Annotated in this window: 14 protein-coding genes and 3 pseudogenes; 5 read left to right on the forward strand and 12 right to left on the reverse strand. The window is 58.0% G+C overall.

Translation table 11 applies throughout. The features are described 5' to 3' along the window. Positions 1-126: 126 nt before the first annotated feature. On the forward strand, positions 127-756 hold the full coding sequence (locus CAI21_RS00105; protein ID WP_258867950.1) for an HNH endonuclease: 630 nt from the start codon (positions 127-129) through the stop codon (positions 754-756). Between the two features lie 27 nt (positions 757-783). Here the strand turns inward: CAI21_RS00105 and CAI21_RS25420 are convergent, their stop codons facing one another. Both CAI21_RS25420 and CAI21_RS00110 read right to left on the reverse strand, forming a co-directional pair. Further along, entirely contained in the window at positions 784-1125 is a 342-nt protein-coding gene (locus CAI21_RS25420) for an SLC13 family permease (protein WP_309544622.1), read from the reverse strand. Further along, the gene (locus CAI21_RS00110; RefSeq protein WP_309544621.1) at positions 1116-2552 is read right to left on the reverse strand and encodes an SLC13 family permease; all 1437 of its coding nucleotides are present in this window, start codon (positions 2550-2552) and stop codon (positions 1116-1118) included. The genes CAI21_RS25420 and CAI21_RS00110 overlap by 10 nt, the downstream gene beginning before the upstream one ends. A 79-nt stretch (positions 2553-2631) precedes the next feature. On the opposite strand from CAI21_RS00110, the gene CAI21_RS00115 reads away from it, so the two are divergent. Next, positions 2632-3567 (forward strand): 5'-3' exonuclease, encoded by a 936-nt coding sequence (locus tag CAI21_RS00115; protein WP_258868867.1) that lies wholly within the window; start codon positions 2632-2634, stop codon positions 3565-3567. Beyond that, complete coding sequence (locus CAI21_RS00120; protein WP_116300428.1) at positions 3564-4451, forward strand: fructosamine kinase family protein; 888 nt, start codon at positions 3564-3566, stop codon at positions 4449-4451. Before CAI21_RS00115 ends, CAI21_RS00120 begins: the two co-directional genes overlap by 4 nt. A gap of 53 nt (positions 4452-4504) precedes the next feature. Here the strand turns inward: CAI21_RS00120 and CAI21_RS00125 are convergent, their stop codons facing one another. The 6 genes and pseudogenes from CAI21_RS00125 to ubiD all read right to left on the reverse strand — a co-directional run bounded on the left by CAI21_RS00125 (position 4505) and on the right by ubiD (position 11524). Continuing rightward, positions 4505-5281 carry an MlaA family lipoprotein gene (locus CAI21_RS00125; protein ID WP_116300429.1) on the reverse strand — a complete coding sequence of 259 codons (777 nt, stop codon included), beginning with the start codon at positions 5279-5281 and terminating at the stop codon, positions 4505-4507. Between the two features lie 100 nt (positions 5282-5381). Beyond that, positions 5382-6473 carry a phytoene/squalene synthase family protein gene (locus tag CAI21_RS00130; protein WP_181919192.1) on the reverse strand — a complete coding sequence of 364 codons (1092 nt, stop codon included), beginning with the start codon at positions 6471-6473 and terminating at the stop codon, positions 5382-5384. A 302-nt stretch (positions 6474-6775) separates the two neighbouring features. Beyond that, positions 6776-7276 (reverse strand): PAS domain S-box protein, encoded by a 501-nt coding sequence (locus CAI21_RS00135; protein WP_116300431.1) that lies wholly within the window; start codon positions 7274-7276, stop codon positions 6776-6778. After that, positions 7207-8661, reverse strand: a complete 1455-nt coding sequence (locus CAI21_RS00140; protein ID WP_116300432.1) for a CHASE domain-containing protein — start codon at positions 8659-8661, stop codon at positions 7207-7209. The genes CAI21_RS00135 and CAI21_RS00140 overlap by 70 nt, the downstream gene beginning before the upstream one ends. Before the next feature lie 383 nt (positions 8662-9044). Beyond that, positions 9045-10057, reverse strand: a pseudogene (locus CAI21_RS00145) (CDP-6-deoxy-delta-3,4-glucoseen reductase). Positions 10058-10061: 4 nt separating this feature from the next. Further along, a pseudogene (ubiD, locus tag CAI21_RS00150) lies at positions 10062-11524 on the reverse strand (4-hydroxy-3-polyprenylbenzoate decarboxylase). A 350-nt stretch (positions 11525-11874) separates the two neighbouring features. Here ubiD and CAI21_RS24415 point away from each other — a divergent pair. Together CAI21_RS24415 and CAI21_RS00160 are read left to right on the forward strand one after the other, a co-directional pair. Next, a pseudogene (locus tag CAI21_RS24415) lies at positions 11875-13181 on the forward strand (sigma-54 dependent transcriptional regulator); the annotation flags it as partial. A gap of 183 nt (positions 13182-13364) precedes the next feature. Continuing rightward, positions 13365-14393, forward strand: a complete 1029-nt coding sequence (locus tag CAI21_RS00160) for a hypothetical protein (RefSeq protein ID WP_116300433.1) — start codon at positions 13365-13367, stop codon at positions 14391-14393. A gap of 74 nt (positions 14394-14467) precedes the next feature. On the opposite strand, the gene CAI21_RS00165 is transcribed toward CAI21_RS00160, so the two are convergent. The 4 genes from CAI21_RS00165 to CAI21_RS00180 all read right to left on the reverse strand — a co-directional run bounded on the left by CAI21_RS00165 (position 14468) and on the right by CAI21_RS00180 (position 17394). Further along, complete coding sequence (locus CAI21_RS00165) at positions 14468-15319, reverse strand: hypothetical protein (RefSeq protein WP_116300434.1); 852 nt, start codon at positions 15317-15319, stop codon at positions 14468-14470. Positions 15320-15783: 464 nt separating this feature from the next. Then, positions 15784-16299 carry a hypothetical protein gene (locus CAI21_RS00170; RefSeq protein ID WP_147305007.1) on the reverse strand — a complete coding sequence of 172 codons (516 nt, stop codon included), beginning with the start codon at positions 16297-16299 and terminating at the stop codon, positions 15784-15786. Positions 16300-16309: 10 nt separating this feature from the next. Further along, the gene (locus tag CAI21_RS00175) at positions 16310-17005 is read right to left on the reverse strand and encodes a C39 family peptidase (protein ID WP_116300436.1); all 696 of its coding nucleotides are present in this window, start codon (positions 17003-17005) and stop codon (positions 16310-16312) included. Positions 17006-17037: 32 nt separating this feature from the next. Further along, entirely contained in the window at positions 17038-17394 is a 357-nt protein-coding gene (locus CAI21_RS00180) for a hypothetical protein (RefSeq protein WP_116300437.1), read from the reverse strand. Positions 17395-17435: the final 41 nt, after the last annotated feature.

Genomic DNA, 17435 nt, shown 5'->3' on the forward strand with positions numbered 1-17435 from the left:
TATAAGGAAATTTGCTCGTTGAACCCTTAGGCCGTTGGGAAAGCTCGGCAGCGGTTTGAGGCCGGTTTGGAAGGTGCCTTCGCCGGCGTTGCTCGTCGAGAAAAGGGGCGGCTCGGCAAGTGGGCCATGCGTGGTTGCGAGGTGGCTGTGGTAGGCTTCGAGCACCAAATTCTCCGCACCGACGTCTCCGGTATGCCGTTGGAATGGATCGGTTATCAGGAGGCGGTCCGGTTGTATTACCTGGACCAGGTTGCCTATGCCTGTGGCGGCGTGCTTTATCGGGTGCGGGGTGGCTTCAACGCGCTGACCGGGGCGCGCAGCGTCGTCACGTTAAACAGCATTATTGCCACTGAAGGCAGTGTGCAGGCGGCTCGTAAGGGGCTGCCGGGGTATGTGCCGCCGCTTAATAATCAAACGCTGTTCCGGCGCGACGATCAGATTTGTTTGTACTGCGGTAATCGTTTTCCGCGCAGCCAGCTCTCGCGCGATCACGTTACGCCTACCAGTCGCGGCGGGCGGGATTGTTGGACTAATGTCGTCACCGCCTGTAAGCGTTGCAACAATCACAAAGGCGCGCGGACGCCGGAGGAAGCCGGTATGCAATTGCTAGCGGTGCCTTTTGCGCCTACGCATGCCGAGTACGTTTATCTGCAAGGGCGGCGGGTTTTGGCCGACCAGATGGAGTTTCTCCGCGCTCACTTCCCCCGCTCCAGCCCTTTGCGGCTGCGCCGCCAGCCTTTGGCTCCCCCACGCTAGCCGCTTGTCGGCCCGCGGAAGCGGCCGCTAAAAAGGCCATACGAACGGTGTCAGTGCTACGGCGGTGGCGCCGGTCAAGACGTTGAGCGGTAGTCCAAAGCGGATGTAATCGGAGAAGCGGTAACCGCCCGGGCCGTAGACCATTAGGTTCGTTTGATAGCCAATGGGTGTGGCGAAGCTGGCGGAAGCGGCCATCATGATGGTGATGATAAACGGCATGTAGTTAATGCCCAGGCTTTCCGTCGCCGCCATGACGATCGGAAACATTAGCACTGCGGCTGCGTTATTGGTTACCAGCGCGGTGAGTATGGCCGTAATGAGGTAGGTGGCGGCGAGCAGTAGCCAGGGGTTGCCCGAGACTAATTGCATGATCTGTAAAGCAAGATGTTCGGCCCCCCCGTGCGGTAAAGCGCGTCGCCGAGCGCAAAGGCGGCGGCGATAGCGAGTAGGACCTGAGTGTCGAGACTCTTGCGTGCCACGGCAGGCGTGACGCAACCGGTGAGGATCATTAAGGCCGCGCCGAGCATGGCGGCGTTGATCATGCTGAGCCAGCCGAAGGTTGCGCTGGCAACGACCAAGCCCAGGATGGTCCACGACAACCAAGCCTTTTCGTAGCGCGGTAGCTCGGAGTTGGGCACTTCGCTGATGAGCAGAAAGTCCCTGGAATGGCGATGCTGATCGAGGAAGGAGGGGCTGGCTTCGAGCAGTAAGGTGTCGGAGGGCTGGAGTCGGATCGAGCCGATTTTCCCTTCGATCCGTTGGCCGTCACGGGCTACGGCGACCACGGAGGCGCCGAAGACGGAGCGGAAGCGCCCTTCCTTGATGGTTTTGCCGACGATATCGCTGTTAGGCGCGATAGCCACTTCCACCAGCGAGCGCTCCGGGACGGTGTCGTCGAGGCTGAAGCTGGGGGCGCCGGAGGGGCTGAGGCCACGGATTTTATGGAGCTCCACAACCGATTCGGTAACGCCGGCAAACACCAGGTTGTCGCCGGCTTCCAGGCGTTCGCTGGAGCCTACGGAGGGGATGATGTGGCCATGGCGTTCGATCTCGATCAGGAATAGCCCCTGGAGATGCCGCAATCCGGCTTCTTCGACGGTTTTTCCCATCAGCGGGCCGTTTGTGTCCACCGTCATTTCTACGGTGTACTCGCGCGGATCGCCGAAACTGGTTGCCGTGCCCTGGCGGTCGGGAAGTAAGCGACCGCCGAGTATAAGAATATAGGCGATGCCGACCACCGCTGTCGGAATACCGACCCAGGCAATGTCGAACATCCCAAGGCCTGGTCCGCCCGTTTCCTTGATAAGTAGGCCGTTGACGGCAAGGTTGGTGCTGGTGCCGATGAGTGTGCATGTGCCGCCGAGGATGGCGGCATAACTCAGTGGCATGAGCAGCCGGGAGACCGAGACGCCGATCCGTTTCGACCAGGCGACGACGGCAGGGATGAAGGTCGCGACGACAGGGGTGTTGTTCAGAAAAGCGCTGGTGAACAGGGTCGGTAGCATAAGGCGCGTTTGGGCAGAAACGCGCCCTTGCGGGCGGCCGAGCACGTGGGTGACAAGAAAGTTGATGCCTCCGGTTTCTCGAATGCCGGCCACGATGACGAACATCAGTGCGACAGTTATGAGCCCGGTGTTAGCGAATCCCGCTACGGCCGCTTCCGGCGTTAATATCCCTAAGGTGGTTAACAGTACGACGGCACCTAATAGGATAAGCTCGGGGCCGATACGGCTGACGCTCATGAGAACGACGCTGCCGAAAACGATGAAAAGAGTCAGCCAGCCGTGAAAGTCCATAGGGTTCCGTGCGCTTTGTTGTGTCGTTGCGGATGCTAGCAGCCGACAATGTACGGTGCCGAATATAGTATGAAAAAGAATGGTTGGAGATATTAGTAGCACAAATAGTTATAGCAATGGAGGCCTCGACCCTCTGCTGCCTCGTTTGTACTTGATCGATGCCAGCGTGTATGTGTTTCGGGCCTATTATTCGGTCGATCCGGCGGTGCAGGATGCTTATGGCGAGCCGGCCAATGCTGTGTTCGGTTACGGGATGTTTCTCTGCGAGCTGTTGGAGCGTCGCCGACCACAGTTTGTAGTGGCGGCATTCGACGAAAGTTTGACCACGTCTTTTCGCAATGCGCTCTACCCTGCCTATAAGGCCAACCGGCCGCCGGCCCCGCCCGATCTGAAACGCCAATTTAGGCTTTGCCGCGAGTTGACGGTCGCTTTGGGTATCCGAACGTTCGCCAGCCGCCGTTACGAGGCGGACGACCTGATCGGTTCGCTGGCGGAACGCTGTGCGCCGCAGGGGCCGCGCGTATTCGTTACCAGCGATAAAGACTATGCGCAGTTACTGCAAGGCGAGGATCGACTGTGGGACGTTGCGCGCAACCGGTGGCTCGATGCTGCCGGCGTTGCCGATACCTTCGGTATCCGACCGGAGCAGGTGGCGGATTTCTTGGGGCTTGCAGGCGATAGTGTCGATAATGTGCCGGGTGTCCCCGGGATCGGTGCTAAAACGGCGGCTGCATTGTTGGCACAGTGGCCGAGCCTGGAAGCAGTGTACGAGGCATTGGATACGGTTCCGACCTTGCCGATTCGGGGTGCCGCGCGAGTACGTCGCTTGCTCGTCGAGCACCGCGAGCAGGCGTTTTTATCTCGCCGTCTGGCGACCATCGAGCGCTACGTCCCCTTGTGCTGCGACCGCGAGGATTTGGTTTGGCGGGGTGGAGACCGTTATATCCTTGACGATCTGCCCCTGCCGGAACGGCTTAGGCAGCGATTTCGGCGTGTGCTAGCGGAGGCGTTATGACAGCGGCGAGCGTAGCGACGATCATCGATGCCATTGCGGAAGCCGGCGAAGCGGTGCCAAGCGGCTCGCTGACGCCGGTGGGCGGTGGTTGCATCAACGAAGGCGCGATAGTCGGCGAAGGTGCGCGACGTTATTTTGTAAAGCTAAACGGGACCGGCCAGCGCGCGATGTTCGAGGCCGAAGCCGACGGTTTAAAGCGCTTGGCGGCAGCGGATGCGGTCCGCGTGCCTCGGCCTATCGCGGTGGGCGAAGGAAATGGCCGGGCTTTTCTGGTGCTGGAGTTTATCGAGTTCGGCGCGGCGTCGCCTGCGGGGTTCCGCCGGCTCGGGGAAGCCTTGGCGCAATTACATGCAAGCCATGGCGAGCGGTATGGCTTGCCGTATGACAATACGATCGGGACGACGTTGCAGCCAAATGCCGAGGATACGGACTGGTGTCGCTTTTTCTCTCGCCAGCGCTTGGCATTTCAGCTTCGATTGGCGGCGGATAACGGTATCGGTAAGCGCGTAGGCGAGACAGGAGAGCGGTTGTTGGCGGCGTTGCGCGAGCGGTGGGCGGCGTATCGGCCTGCGCCTTCGTTAGTACATGGGGATTTGTGGTCGGGCAACGTTGCGTTCGACCGTCAGGGGATGCCGGTGCTTTTCGATCCGGCGTGCTATTACGGCGATCGCGAAACCGACTTGGCGATGACGGAGCTGTTCGGCGGTTTCCCCCGGGCCTTCTATGACGCTTATAACGCGGTCGCGCCTGTGTCCGCCGATTATCCGATGCATCGGGATCTCTATCAGCTCTACCACGTGTTAAATCACTTTAACCTGTTCGGCGGCGGCTATGCCGGACAGGTGCGACGTCTGCTCGATCGCCTACTCGCCGAACTCGGTTAGTTGAATACCGAAAGGTCCGGTAGGTCCTCGCCCGGCATCCAACGCCTGCGCTATCAAAACTCATCGTCGAAAGCATCGTCGAAAGCATCGTCGAAGGCGTCATCGAACGCTTCGTCGAATAAATCGTCGTCGTAATAATCGTCCATCGGCGGCGAGCCGTCGTAGATTAGGTTCTGGCGGTATTGCAGGTAAGCCGAACGGGTGAAGATGTAGGGGTCGTGGGCGGCTTCGTCGCGCAGTCGCGCCGCTTGTTCGAGATTTGCCCGGGTGTTAACGGCATAGAGGACGGTGAGCGGAAGGCCAACCGTCCAGCTTACGGTATAGGTTAGCGGGTTAGTGGCCGCCGCAGCGGGAATATCGGCGGCATGTCGTACGGTGTACGGGCCTACCCCGGGTAAAACCATGTACGGTCCCGAATTGGCTCCCCAAACAGCGAGCGTTTGCCCGAAGTCTTCGTTATGAACCGGCAACCCCATCGGTGTGGCAACGTCGAGTAGTCCGCCCAGGCCAAGTGTCGAGTTGATCAGGAACCGACCGGTGTCCTGCACACCTTCGCGGCCTTTCCCTTGCAGAAAGCTATTAACGATGACTTTCGGATAGGTGACGTTATCGAAAAAATTGGTGACGCCACGCCGAACGAAACGGGGTGTAACGGCTTGATAACCATCGGCTGCTGGCTTCAGGACGTTGCGGTCCAGGGCGTCGTTAAAGTCATAGACCCGCCGGTTAGTATCCTCCCATGGGTCGTAAGGGTTAGTCGGTGTGGCGTTGTGTGCGCAACCGCTTACGGTTATTGCCAGCGCTAATAACAGGAGGTGACGGATGTTCATGGCGTTTATACGATTGATCCTAAGGAATAAACGAATAGGGCTTTGACAGTGCACTGCATTCCTTGCCGTTTTATTTTGGAGCAACCCGTTAAGCTAAAGTTCAGCGATGGTCGTAGGCCGCGTAGTCTTCTTCGGTCATTCCGACCGGTTTGGGTAACCCTCGCGCCGCAAGCGAGAAGCTGAGCGTTAGCGCCCAGTCCCGATGCACGGTGAAACGGCTGCTGGCGATGATCCGGTTGAGCTGAGAGCGGCTGATTTTAACGTCTTCCGCGGCTGTATAGTCGCGGTGCCTATTAATACGGCGCAAGGTGTGCAGTGCCATGCTCACCGCCCAGCTGCAAAAGCGGCGTAGCCCTTTCTCTTGGGCCGGAATCATGAGGGTGTACGCTTGCGCGGCTTGTAGGTGACCATGGGCAATGGCGACCATTTCGCCGATACCTGCCTGATAAGCAGGATCTTCTGCCCAGTTTGCCTTCGGGTCAAGCTGACAGCCATAGTGGGCGAAGACATCTCTCGGTAACCAGCAGACGCCGCGCGCGCGATCTTCCCATACGTCTTTTAGGATGTTCGTCATTTGCAGCCCCTGCCCGAACTGTACCGCCAGTTTCATCAGTTGCGAGCGGTGCTTGTTCATGCACGAGGAGTAATCGCAGAAGAGCGTTGTTAACATTTCTCCGACAACGCCTGCTACGTGATAGCAATAGTCGTCGAACACTCCGAGCGTATCGAGCCCGTGAGGGCCCTTGCAGCGCTCGAAGCGCGCCATGCCCTCGCTTAGGATGCGAACGCAGCGGCTGATGGCCCGGCTATGCGCATCGGGTAGCGAGTAGGCGACCCGTAGCACGCGGGATAAGTTGCGCACCAGCTCGCGCTCGGCGGTAGGCGTATCTTCCCTTAGCTCGTGCAGCAAGCGCTTTGCAAAGTCGGGCGCGGCTTCGTGCCGGTCGACCGCGGCAATTAGCTCGTCGAACAGCGCTTGTTTTCGATCTCCTTCCGGGTCGACATGATCTTCTATGGTGTCCGCAACGCGGCAGAGCAGGTAGGCGTTAGCCGCGCTTGCGCGTAACGCTTCCGGCAACTGAGGAATGGTCAGGGCGAAGCTGCGGGAAACGCCGGATAAGGCGGACTCTTGATAATTCTTGTCCGCCTGAATTTGTAGCGTCGATTCTGGTTTGAACGGGGAGGCGTTCATGGGCATAACTTAGCTTTGCCGGCTGTCAAAATTTAAACGTTGCCCTTAGCAGAGGGTTGAAAATAATCTATCGGCCTTTTGCTAAGGGCGGCACCAAGCGCGTTGTCCGCTACGCGCTTCATGGCCGCAGCGGGATAGGCGGCTGGTTAACCTTGGGCCAACACGATGAATGCCTATTGCGGCGCCGTTTTCGTTCGTAAAGAGCGGGAGTATACGCTTAACTGATAGGCAGGGTTCAATCTTTTTCCCGAGAACGGGACTTGCTTAAGGTTTCTCCGAAGGGCTTGCTGGGGTGTGGGGCGTTATGGGGCGTCGTCCTCGGTAACCGGGTTTGGTAATAGTTGTTGAATGTGGCAAATCAGGTAATGGGGTTGGCCGTCGGCCTCGCAGACTTGAACGACGCTGACTCTAACCTGAACAGTGCCGCCGTCTTTGCGGATATAACGCTTTACGTAGTCAAACTGCTTGCTGTCGCTGTTTGCGGCTCTAGCGGCCAGGCTCGCGCCATTGTAACGGTCGGCCGGATGGGTGATGTCGTCGATGCTGAGTTCGCGCATTTCGGATTTGCTATAACCAAGCAGCGTGCAGAAGGACTGATTGACCCGGATCAGCTGCGTACCGTCGGCCGTGGCGAGGGCTACCGGTTGCGCGGCGGAGTCGAATACCGAGCGGTAAAGGACCTCTCGTTCTCGCAGTGCTTCGAGCCGCGGTTCGTGGCGGCGATTGTCGCGCGCTACAGTGATGATGTCGTTGACTTCCCCAGTCTGGGGTCGATCACGACGCGACTGAGTGTGTCGAGCCAAATAAACCGGCCTGAGTTATCCCGAGCCCGATAGCTGCCGCTATAGATGCCGGGGTGGTTGCGGGCATGGTCCTGAGCCCGTTTATGACGGAAAACCTCGCCCGGATGTAGGAAATCGAAGTAAGAACGGCCGATGAGTTCGTCGGGTTCGTAGCCAAGGATGTCGACCGTGGCGGGGGATATGTCGAGAATGCGCCCGTCGTACGCGGAGGTTCGAACGATGATGTCGGGAGCGTCGTTGACTAATGCGCGTAGGCGGGCCTCTTTACGTTGCAGATTTTCCAGTTGCTGGTGCTGCTCGGCAACGTCTTGACTGAGCGAAGAGGATTGCTCGTCGTATCGACGGCTGTGTTCGCTGCCCGCCAGAGCGCTCGCAAAACGTCGTCTCTGGGAGGATAGGTAGCCGCCCAAGGCTAGGCTTAGCACGGCCCCTACCAACAGCACGCCGAGACTGACGGCATGAGAACCCTGCGTTTCGATACGGTTAGTCGGTGTGAGAATCAGTTCCCATTGCCGCCCTGCCACCTCCAAGCGCGTGCTGACGTGATCGTAACCTTTCAGGTAGCTTATCAACGAGCTTTGGCTGCTTCGGTTCTGCCATTCGCGGATGCCGGTTTCGGAGTACAGGGGCGTGGTAGCGTCGGTTACATCGAAAAGGTGGGGTATGAATTTTGGCGGTAACCCCGCGAAGAACTGCTTGAGAAAACGCTCGCTGTCATAACTAATGACAACGGCACCGAATGCATCGTCCTGTGGTTGATTGGTACGATAGACCGGTTGTAGGAGCGCAAAGCCGACGCCGTTGGTTTTGTGGTCGGTAACCAATTTGCCGCTGGCGGCCGTTGCCCGCTGGTCGAGTGCGGTTCGGAGCGTGTCGCGGTAAGCTGGCGCGCTTGCCGGCTGAAGGCCGATCAGGCTCGGCCGCAGCCATGTCGGTGCGACCTCCGTGACCACGAATGTGTGCTCTTGCCCGGTTCCGTTCGACCAGTTCGTGTCGCCTGCCTTAACCGGTGCGGCGTCGATCAGGTGGGTTTCGTTATCGGTTACCCGCGGTGCCCAGGCAAGCCCCATCATCTCGGGGTAGCTTTCAAGAATTAATGGCGCCATGCCGGAGAATCGTTCTGCCGGCGTCTCCGGCGAATGGCGGAGGATATTGCCGATGACTTCGGCGGCTTTGAGGTTGTGTTGGATACCGATTTCAACGGCGGCTATCCATGGCTGGGCTTGTTGTTCCAGCTCGCTTGTCCAACGGTCGCGTTCGAAACGATAAGAGGCCAAGCTGAGTAGAAAGGTCGCTACCAGTGCGACAATAACGATTGCAACATTAGCCGCTGCGGGCCCCGCTAATGGGCGGTGCGATGGCGTTTGAGAATTATCCTTGGTCATAATGTGCGTATGGGGTCCTTCCCAAGTCGACGCTTTTCGTTCGGCTATCTTAAGCCTCGTCGATCTGCCTATAGAGGTGCTACAGGGTGCAGGTTATGCCTCTGCAACCCGGTCAGCCGGTATGGCAGTGCCGTTACCTATGTTGCGCGCCACTTTATCTTGCATAGGGCTGTGCCCTGCCGCCAGGGGACGGTTCGCCTTGTTTTTAGTAAGTCGCCCATGGGGCGCCGCTCGGCGGTCTTTTGCCGCATCTTTCGGCGCCCAGGGAGAGGCAAGAGGGTTGTTCAGTGTTTCCTTAAAATGTTCTTTGCATCGTTTGAGTCATAAATTTAGCGCGTTATTGTCGTTCTCGGCAAGGCAATGTTGACAGTAGGTTGATTTTCTTAATCATTAGAAAATTCAAAAGAATCGTAATACAAATGTTCTTCCGCTAGCCCGTGCGCCCGAAATTGTTGTTTGGCCGCTTCGATCATGGCCGGCGGGCCGCTCATATACACGTCGAACAGGCTGAGGTCCGTATACGTTCGCAGCAAGGCTTCGTGTACGAACCCCGACTCGCCGTGCCAGGTATCGTCGGTGGCGGGCTCGGACAAGACCGGGGTGTAGTGGAAGTTGGCGTATTGCCGTGCCCATGCTTTGGGCAGTTCGTCCAGATACAGGTCGCGCCGAGCCCGTACCCCCAGAACAAATGAATCGGGCGCTCGATGCCGAGGTGAAAGGCATGTTCGAGCATGCCTTTAAGTGGAGCGAAGCCGGTGCCGCCGGCCATCATCAGGATTGGGCGCGGAGAGTCCTCGCGTAAGTAAAACTGGCCGAGCGGCCCCTCTAGACGAAGCAGTGCTTGCTCTTTGAGTTCGTTAAAAACGAAGCCGGTGAAGTGTCCGCCTTCGACCAAACGGATGTGGAGTTCGAGCAATTCGTCGTCATGTGGCGCATTGGCAATCGAAAAGCCCCGGCGCCGGCCGTCTTTAAGTAAAATATCGATGTACTGCCCGGCCAAAAACTGCAATCTGTGGGTTGCCGGCGTCTTCAAGTAGAGGCGGCGTACATCGTGGGCAAGGTTTTCGATCTTAACGACTCGGCACGGTAGCTTGCGAGGCGGGATGTCGGCCCCGGCCTTGAGTTCCCGGACTGCGACGGTCAGGTCGCTGGTAGGCTGAGCCTGGCAGAGAAACGCTTGGCCTGCGGCCTCGTCTGCCGCATTCAGCCCGGCGGGGCGTCCGCGCGGATAGTCGATGCTGCCGGAAAGGACTTTCCCGGCGCAACTGCCGCAATTGCCGCCGCGACAGCTATAGGGAATGACGATGCCCTGGCGGAGGGCCGCGTCGAGAACGGTCTCGCCCTCGCCTACCGTTAGCGTATGGCCACTGGGTTGTAGGGTAACGGTATAGCTCATGATGTTAGATTCCGAGTTCTGGCCAAAGGTCGTCGATACGCGCTTTTACCTCTGGGTCCATGGTAATGGGCCTACCCCATTCGCGGTCGGTTTCGCCAGGCCATTTGTTGGTGGCATCGAAGCCTATTTTGAGCCGAGTCCCGAGACTGGGGAGGCAAAGTCCAGATAATCGATGGGTGTGTTATCGATAATTGTGCAGTCTCGCGCCGGGTCCATGCGAGTGGTCATCGCCCAGATGACGTCTTTCCAGTCGCGGGCATTAACGTCGTCGTCCGTGACAATCACGAACTTGGTGTACATGAACTGGCGCAGAAAGGACCACACACCGAGCATGACGCGTTTAGCGTGGCCGGGGTATTGTTTCTTCATGGTCACTACCGCCATGCGATAAGAGCAACCCTCGGGCGGCAGATAGAAGTCGACGATCTCTGGGAATTGTTTGCGTAGAATGGGGACGAAGACTTCGTTCAGTGCGACGCCCAGCACGGCGGGTTCGTCCGGCGGGCGGCCCGTATAGGTGCTGTGGTAAATCGGTTGTTCGCGGTGGGTGATGCGATCGATCGTGAAGACCGGGAATCGATCCACTTCGTTGTAGTAGCCGGTGTGATCGCCAAACGGACCTTCCGGCGCCGTATCGTTAGGGTGAATATGTCCTTCGAGGACAAATTCGGCGCTGGCCGGTACTTGTAAATCGGAGCCCAGGCATTTGACGACTTCGGTTTTGCTTCCCCGTAAAAGACCGGCAAAAGCGTATTCGGATAAGGTATCCGGTACCGGTGTTACCGCCCCGAGGATGGTAGCGGGGTCGGCACCTAAGGCAACGGCTACCGGAAACGGTTCGCCAGGGTGGGCCTGTTGCCATTCGCGGAAGTCCAGCGCCCCGCCTCGGTGCGATAGCCAGCGCATGATGACGCGATTTCGGCCGATGACCTGCTGTCGGTAGATGCCCAGGTTCTGGCGCTTTTTGTGAGGGCCGCGAGTGACGACCAAGGCCCAAGTGATGAGCGGCCCCGCATCGCCCGGCCAACACGTCTGAATGGGTAGTTGCGACAGATCGATGGCGTCTCCTTCCAGGACATGCGCTTGGCAGGGAGCTTTACGCACTTCCTTGGGCGCCATGTTCAGGACTTGTTTGAATATCGGCAGCGACTGCCAAGCATCCTTTAAGCCTTTGGGCGGCTCGGGTTCTTTCAAAAAAGCGAGTAGACGGCCAATTTCTCGCAGCGATTCGACATCCTCCGCACCCATGCCCAGGGCAACGCGACGTGGGGTACCGAAGAGATTGCCGAGTACAGGGACCGTGTGCCCCTTCGGGTTTTCGAATAGCAGCGCCGGCCCTTCTGCACGTAAGGTACGGTCGCAGATCTCGGTCATCTCTAGATGGGGATCGACCGGCACCTGTATGCGTTTCAGTTCGCCTTCGGCTTCCAGCTTGTTGAGAAAATCACGCAGATCACGGTACTTCACGCTACCCGAGTCTCCTCGCAATGTTAGGGCAGGGCTAAACCCTAACATATGAGTAAGGAGGAGGGGTTCTTTTTACGCGAAAGCGCGTACGGGAAGCCGAGAGCGGGATTTTGTCACTAAAATTAGCATATGTTTGTATTTTTATATGCGGCTGATTTTATTTGGTATTTCTGCTCATCGGCCCCAGGATTGAAGCCGCGAGGGGCTCCACTCGTATCTCTCTTGTCTACCTGACTCGTGCGCCGTGCACCGTTCGGCTTGGTCAGGTTCTTGTCTTCGGCTCTTCGGTAGCCTCGACGCGAATAACGACGATCTTGCCCTTTGATAGCGTAACGCAAGGATGCCGCGCAATGGTACGACGTAATCTTATTTATGTTCGCCAAGGGCCCGCCGACCCTGAGTGTCCGCTGCAGGCACACCTGTGCGATTGGGATATCGAAGAGACAACGTTTCGCCAGGTGCTACGTGCGGGGGCGGGTGCTGCGCGGGTCGGGCTGGCCCGGGTCGATTCGACCGCACAGCTTGATGTTCTAGAACGTGTGTTGACCGTGCTTTGCGATACGGAGTGGATTCTCCTGATTCCTCCTAATCTGTTGTCCGACCCTCGTTTGCGGGCTTTGGTGTACCGCTGTTGTTTCGATTACCACGCCTTGCCTCTAGACCCGCACCGGCTGCGCTTCAGTGTCGGTCACGCCGAGGGTATGTCCAGGCTACGCGAGTCGCCGGTGGGGAGTTCGGCGGATGTCGAAGGGGAGATGGTGGGGGTCAGCCCGGTGATGCAGCGGATGTTCCGATTACTGCGCAAGGTGGCGCGGACCGATGCACCGGTTCTGATTCAGGGTGAGAGCGGTACGGGAAAGGAGCTGGCGGCAAAAGCGATTCATGAGCGCTCGGCCCGGGCTCAAGGCCCTTTTGTTGCGGTGAACTGCGGCGCTTTGCCGGCCTCGTTGATTCAGTCCGAGCTGTTCGGTCATGAAAAGGCGCCTTTACCGGTGCTAATCAGCGTAAGGCCGGGCGTATCGAAGCGGCCGCAGGCGGCACTATTTTCCTGGATGAGATCGGCGATCTACCGCTGGATTTACAGGTGAATTTGCTGCGGTTTCTGCAGGAGAAAACAATAGAGCGCGTCGGCGGCGCGGAGTCGATTACGGTCGATGTGCGGGTCATTGCCGCTACCCACGTCGATCTCGACGCTGCCGTCGAAGCCGGCCGTTTTCGAGCCGATTTGTACTATCGCTTGAATGTTCTTCGGGTGGAGTGCCCGCCGCTGCGGCGGCGTCATGGCGATGTTCCAGTGTTGGCCGAGTTTTTCTTTCGCCAGTTCAGTGCCGATAAGGGGCCGGCCTTGAAAGGGCTAAGCCGGAAGGCGCTAGAGGCAATGAGTCAGCATACCTGGCCGGGCAACGTACGCGAACTGATTAACCGGGTGCGGCGTGCCATCGTTATGTGCGAACGGCGCCTAATTATGCCGGAGGATCTAGGCTTGGGCGGCCAGGGCGGAGCCTTTACGACGACGTTAGCCGAGGCTCGAGCGGCTGCCGAGTTAGATGCCGTCGAGCGAGCGTTGGCCCAGGCCGGCGGTAATATCTCGCGCGCGGCCGAGCAGCTAGGGGTTTCGCGGGTGACTTTGTACCGCTTGCTGGATCGTTACGATCTGCCGCTTCCCGGCCAGCAGGTTCGCGAGCCTGCGGCCTCCGTTGACACCTCTTCCAAAGAAGAACTTGTGGCCCTTCCTGGGCAGCGCCCCTAGCGATCCTTTCCACGCAATCGATAAAACGTTTTCGACATTATCCGTTTTCCCTGCGGCCCGATGCGAGGCCATTGTTCGATGGGAGACCTCATGAGAAAGCTGATTGCAAACGGTATATGGCTGACAGTTGCGGTTTCGACGTCGATGGCTGTTGCGGATGTCGGCTCGGAGGCAAGAGTGGCCGATCCGGCTCTACGACACCAGGGGCCGACCGTGCTGACGCCGCGAGGCAGCTTGGTATTCGAGCCGGGCTTGCAATTTACTCATTCCTCGGGAACCGATGTGGCTATCGAGGGTTACACTGTTGTTCCCGCCGTGCTGGTCGGATTGATCAACGTGAGCGAATCGCAGCGCGACACGCTCACCGCGAGTGCGACCCTGCGTTACGGTTTGTTTCACCGTTTAGAGGTCGAAGCACGGGTTCCTTATGTGTACAAGAAAGAGGCGGTTCGTGAGCGGGATATTTTCGACGGCTCGTCAAACGATATCGTTCGCGATTCTAGTGGGCAAGGGGTGGGCGATGTGGAGTTTGCATTGCGCTACCAACTCAACAGCCCCCAATCCGGCGGCGCGTTTTATCTGGCTAACCTGCGAGTTAAAACCCGCACGGGTACGGACCCGTTCGAGGTCGACCGCATCCGCTTGTATGCGGATACCGGCGACGGCGATAGAGTTTTTGTCGGCGAGGTTTACGAGGAGCAGCCGACCGGTTCGGGGTTTCGTTCGTTCCAGCCGAGCTTAAGCTTTGTGTATCCGACCGAGCCGGCGGTCATGTTCGGTAGCGTCAGTTACCTGTGGAATGTCGAACGCGATGTGAGCGGGCATGGTCGGATCGATCCCGGCGATGCACTGGGATTTAACTACGGTATGGGGTTTGGTATTAATGCGCAGACGTCGTTCAATCTTGGCTACGACCATAGCATTGTATTCAAAACCCGCCGTGACGATGATGCAGGCCTGGATGCGGTGTTCGACCGCTTTCATGTCGGCTCGCTATTGTTTGGTTTGTCGCATCGCTTATCGCCGCGAACGCGTTTGAATGTTTCGCTCGCATTGGGCGTTACCGAGAACGCACCGGATGTTCAGGTCGGTTTACGTTTGCCGGTTACCCTTTGGTAACTCATCGAGCCTGAAAGGAGCGGGTGCCCGGCGGGCACCCGTTTTCGATTGTTTCTTGTTTTTCGTCCGGGAGCTTAGAAGTTCAGGTTGCCTTGGACGTTGACGCTTTGTTGAGCCGCGCTGTTAAAGCCGGAGTTCTGGCTGACTTGGCTGATGCCGCTGACGCCCGCGAAGGCGCCGTCGTCCAAAATGTTGACCCCGACGTTGAGGAAGAAGCCCGCTCCGCCTCCAACCTCGTTTTCGCTGACGGTGGCATCCAACTCGCTGGCGGCCACGACGTTGAAGGAGTCGTTGAACACCCCCGACTTGTCGCCGGAAGCTATCAGGTTGCCGTCATTGGCTGCGACTGCCCCGTCGCCTGCCGCTATGTTGTTGTTGTCGCTGCCTTGCAGAGCGGTTGCACCGTCGCCGGAGGCGATCGCATTTTCGTCGTCGACGGCGATGGCGCCATCGCCGGTGGCGATATTGTTGTCATCGTTTTCCTCGTATAGCGCGACTGAGCGCTCGCCGTTGGCGAGGTTGTTGTCGTCGTTCATGGCCTGAGAGTATTTGCCGAGGGCGATATTATTGTCGCTGTCGGCGGCCAGGCTCTTGTTGCCGGTGGCGTTGACGTTGCCGCTGCTGTTGGCTTGCGCAACGCTGCCTTCGCTGGCAATGGCGTTGTCGTCGTTGAGCGCGTTGGCGTTATCGCCGGCGGCTACGTTGTTGTCGTCGTTCATGGCAATGGAGCCCAGGGATGCATTGTTGTTGTCGCTGTTGCCGGTGTGCTGGGCGATCGAGCCGGAGTCGGCGACGTTGTTGCCTTCGATGAGGAAATCTTCGTCGACGAAAATGACTTCGACATTCACCGTGGTGTCTTGTGCGGCTGCCTGAGCGGCAAAGATGAGCCCTAAGGCGGTGGCGGCAAGAGTGGTAGTCTTTCGCATACTGTCTGAACTCCTTTTCTAACGATGAAAATAAGAATGGCTGCCCTTGGGGCTGGCGCATGGTACGCGGGACCATGGCTTTTGTCAGAGAATGCCGTACTTAACCAAGCAGGATTGATGCCAGGTTTCCATGTCTTTGTAATGTACTGATTTTGAATTGTTTTATTTTTCCCTTTTGGGCTATTGGCGGTCGCTGGTTAACGGGGCAAATTAATGTGTTAATGTGCTGAAACAGCTCTTGGTGGCCTGCTTGCAAGTTATTGTTTTAAAAAGAAAGCCTGTATCGATTTGGAAAATTAGCGAATACTTTTGTTAGGAATGTTAGGCGGCCATGCCTTGCTGCGAAGGGTATTCGACGATGGTAGGAAAAGCGGGTGGGATTGAGCGGAAGTGCTTTCGCTACCGAGGGGCCGGCGGAGTCTGTGTCGTACCGTTTGCAGACTCCGTCGACCTGTGGGGCGCTATCAGCGCAATGCTTCTACTAGATAGGGTTGGAGGCGGGCGTTTTGGCCCATTCGAGCTAGCTGATCTGCGCCCTCGATATCGATGTCGAGCACGCGCAGGTTATCGATGGCCTGATTATCCAGAGCATTCTGGATGATGGTATGGAGATTTGGGGCTGCGTTGGCAACGTCGCCGCCAGGTAGCGACTGGGTAATGCCGTTGCGTAAATTCTCGGCCAGTTGGGCCGGCCCTGCCGCTAAGTTCGTGGAGGGCAGGTGGAACTGTAAGTGGTGTTCGAGCTTGTCGTTGACCTTGACGAGGTGTTCGAAGCTGAAGCTGACGTGCAAGCCGTCTCGATTGATGTAGCCGCCGCGGATGTCGGCCATTGCCGGCTCGTCCAGCTTTTCCAGGCGATCTAAGTTCAACGCGGCATGGCCGCTCTGAGCGACGCCTAGCATTACAGCGCTGGTACAAAGCGCGAGTAAGCGCGTTCGTCTCGGTCTGGTAAAGGGTTTGCAATGTCGTCCTTGTCGCATACATGTTTCCTCAAAGTTTTTGCCCTGCCATGATGGAGAGTCTGAAGTCGGGGGTGTTCGAGCGGTCAACCGCATCGTTCAGCGGCGCGCGTTGTTTGACCGCCCACTCGCTGGCCAAATTAAAATGCTGTTGAGCGATCGTTTGCTCGTCGCGGATGATGAAGTACAGCCCGGTGGAGCTGGCGCGGAATTCGTCCCAGGTCATTTTGGTCATGCCTAGCGCCGGGTCGCCGATAAGGACGTGATCCCAGGTCACGCCCTTTATGACAACGAAATGCCGGAACCCGCCAACATCGATCAGTGCGATAGCCGGTAAGCCCAGTTGTCGTAGTTGTTCGAGCGTTATTCGGAATCCGTCGGCGCGAAGCTGTTGGGTCTCCAGATACCGCCGCATGTCGAGCATCGAGAACCCGTCTCTTTGAATGCGCGCCTGGTCGCCGTGCTCGAACATCGCAAGAAAGACTTCTTCTTCGGAAACCGGCCGGTCGTAGTGATAGGTCAGCAGGGTGGCCACGGCGGCGGAACCGCAGCTGTAGTCGTACTGCTGGCGGACGATGTTATGGAAACGGCTGTCGACGAAACTCCTCACATGAGCGGTATAACTGCCGCCGCTTTGATGAGGTAGGACGACGGCGTTTGCCGTTGGCAGTTGGCATAACAGTACGCCGAGTAGCGCCGCCAGGGTGAGAGTGCTTCCGCGTGTCATAGCCTTGTCCCGGTGCCGTTATTGGGGCTTGGTTATTTCACGTTAACGTTCAGTACCGTCGAATCTTGTATGACAACGTTGTTGCCGCTGTTTTGGATCACGGTTACTAAGCCGGCTGCGCCATGCAGGGCGCCGCTAGCGATGCTGTTGTCGCCGGAGAGGGTGCCGATCGCCGAGTTGTCGGTGAGATTTGCGTTGCTTCGTAGGTCGCCGACTTGAACCAGGTTCGAGTTTTGTCGGCCGCTGGCATGCATGAGTTCGTCCTCAGCCACCAGCTCGATGGCATCCAGGCCACCGTCCTGTTGATGCCATGCCTGCGCGCTTGCGAGCGGGAGTCCGCAAAGTAAGCCGCCCACAGCTCCAAGCGAGATAAGTTGCATCCGTTTCATAACGCCTCCTGCAGCAGTTTAGGAAACTCTGAATATTGCCG

Source organism: Alkalilimnicola ehrlichii (genome assembly GCF_003399765.1).
Lineage (GTDB): Bacteria > Pseudomonadota > Gammaproteobacteria > Nitrococcales > AK92 > AK92.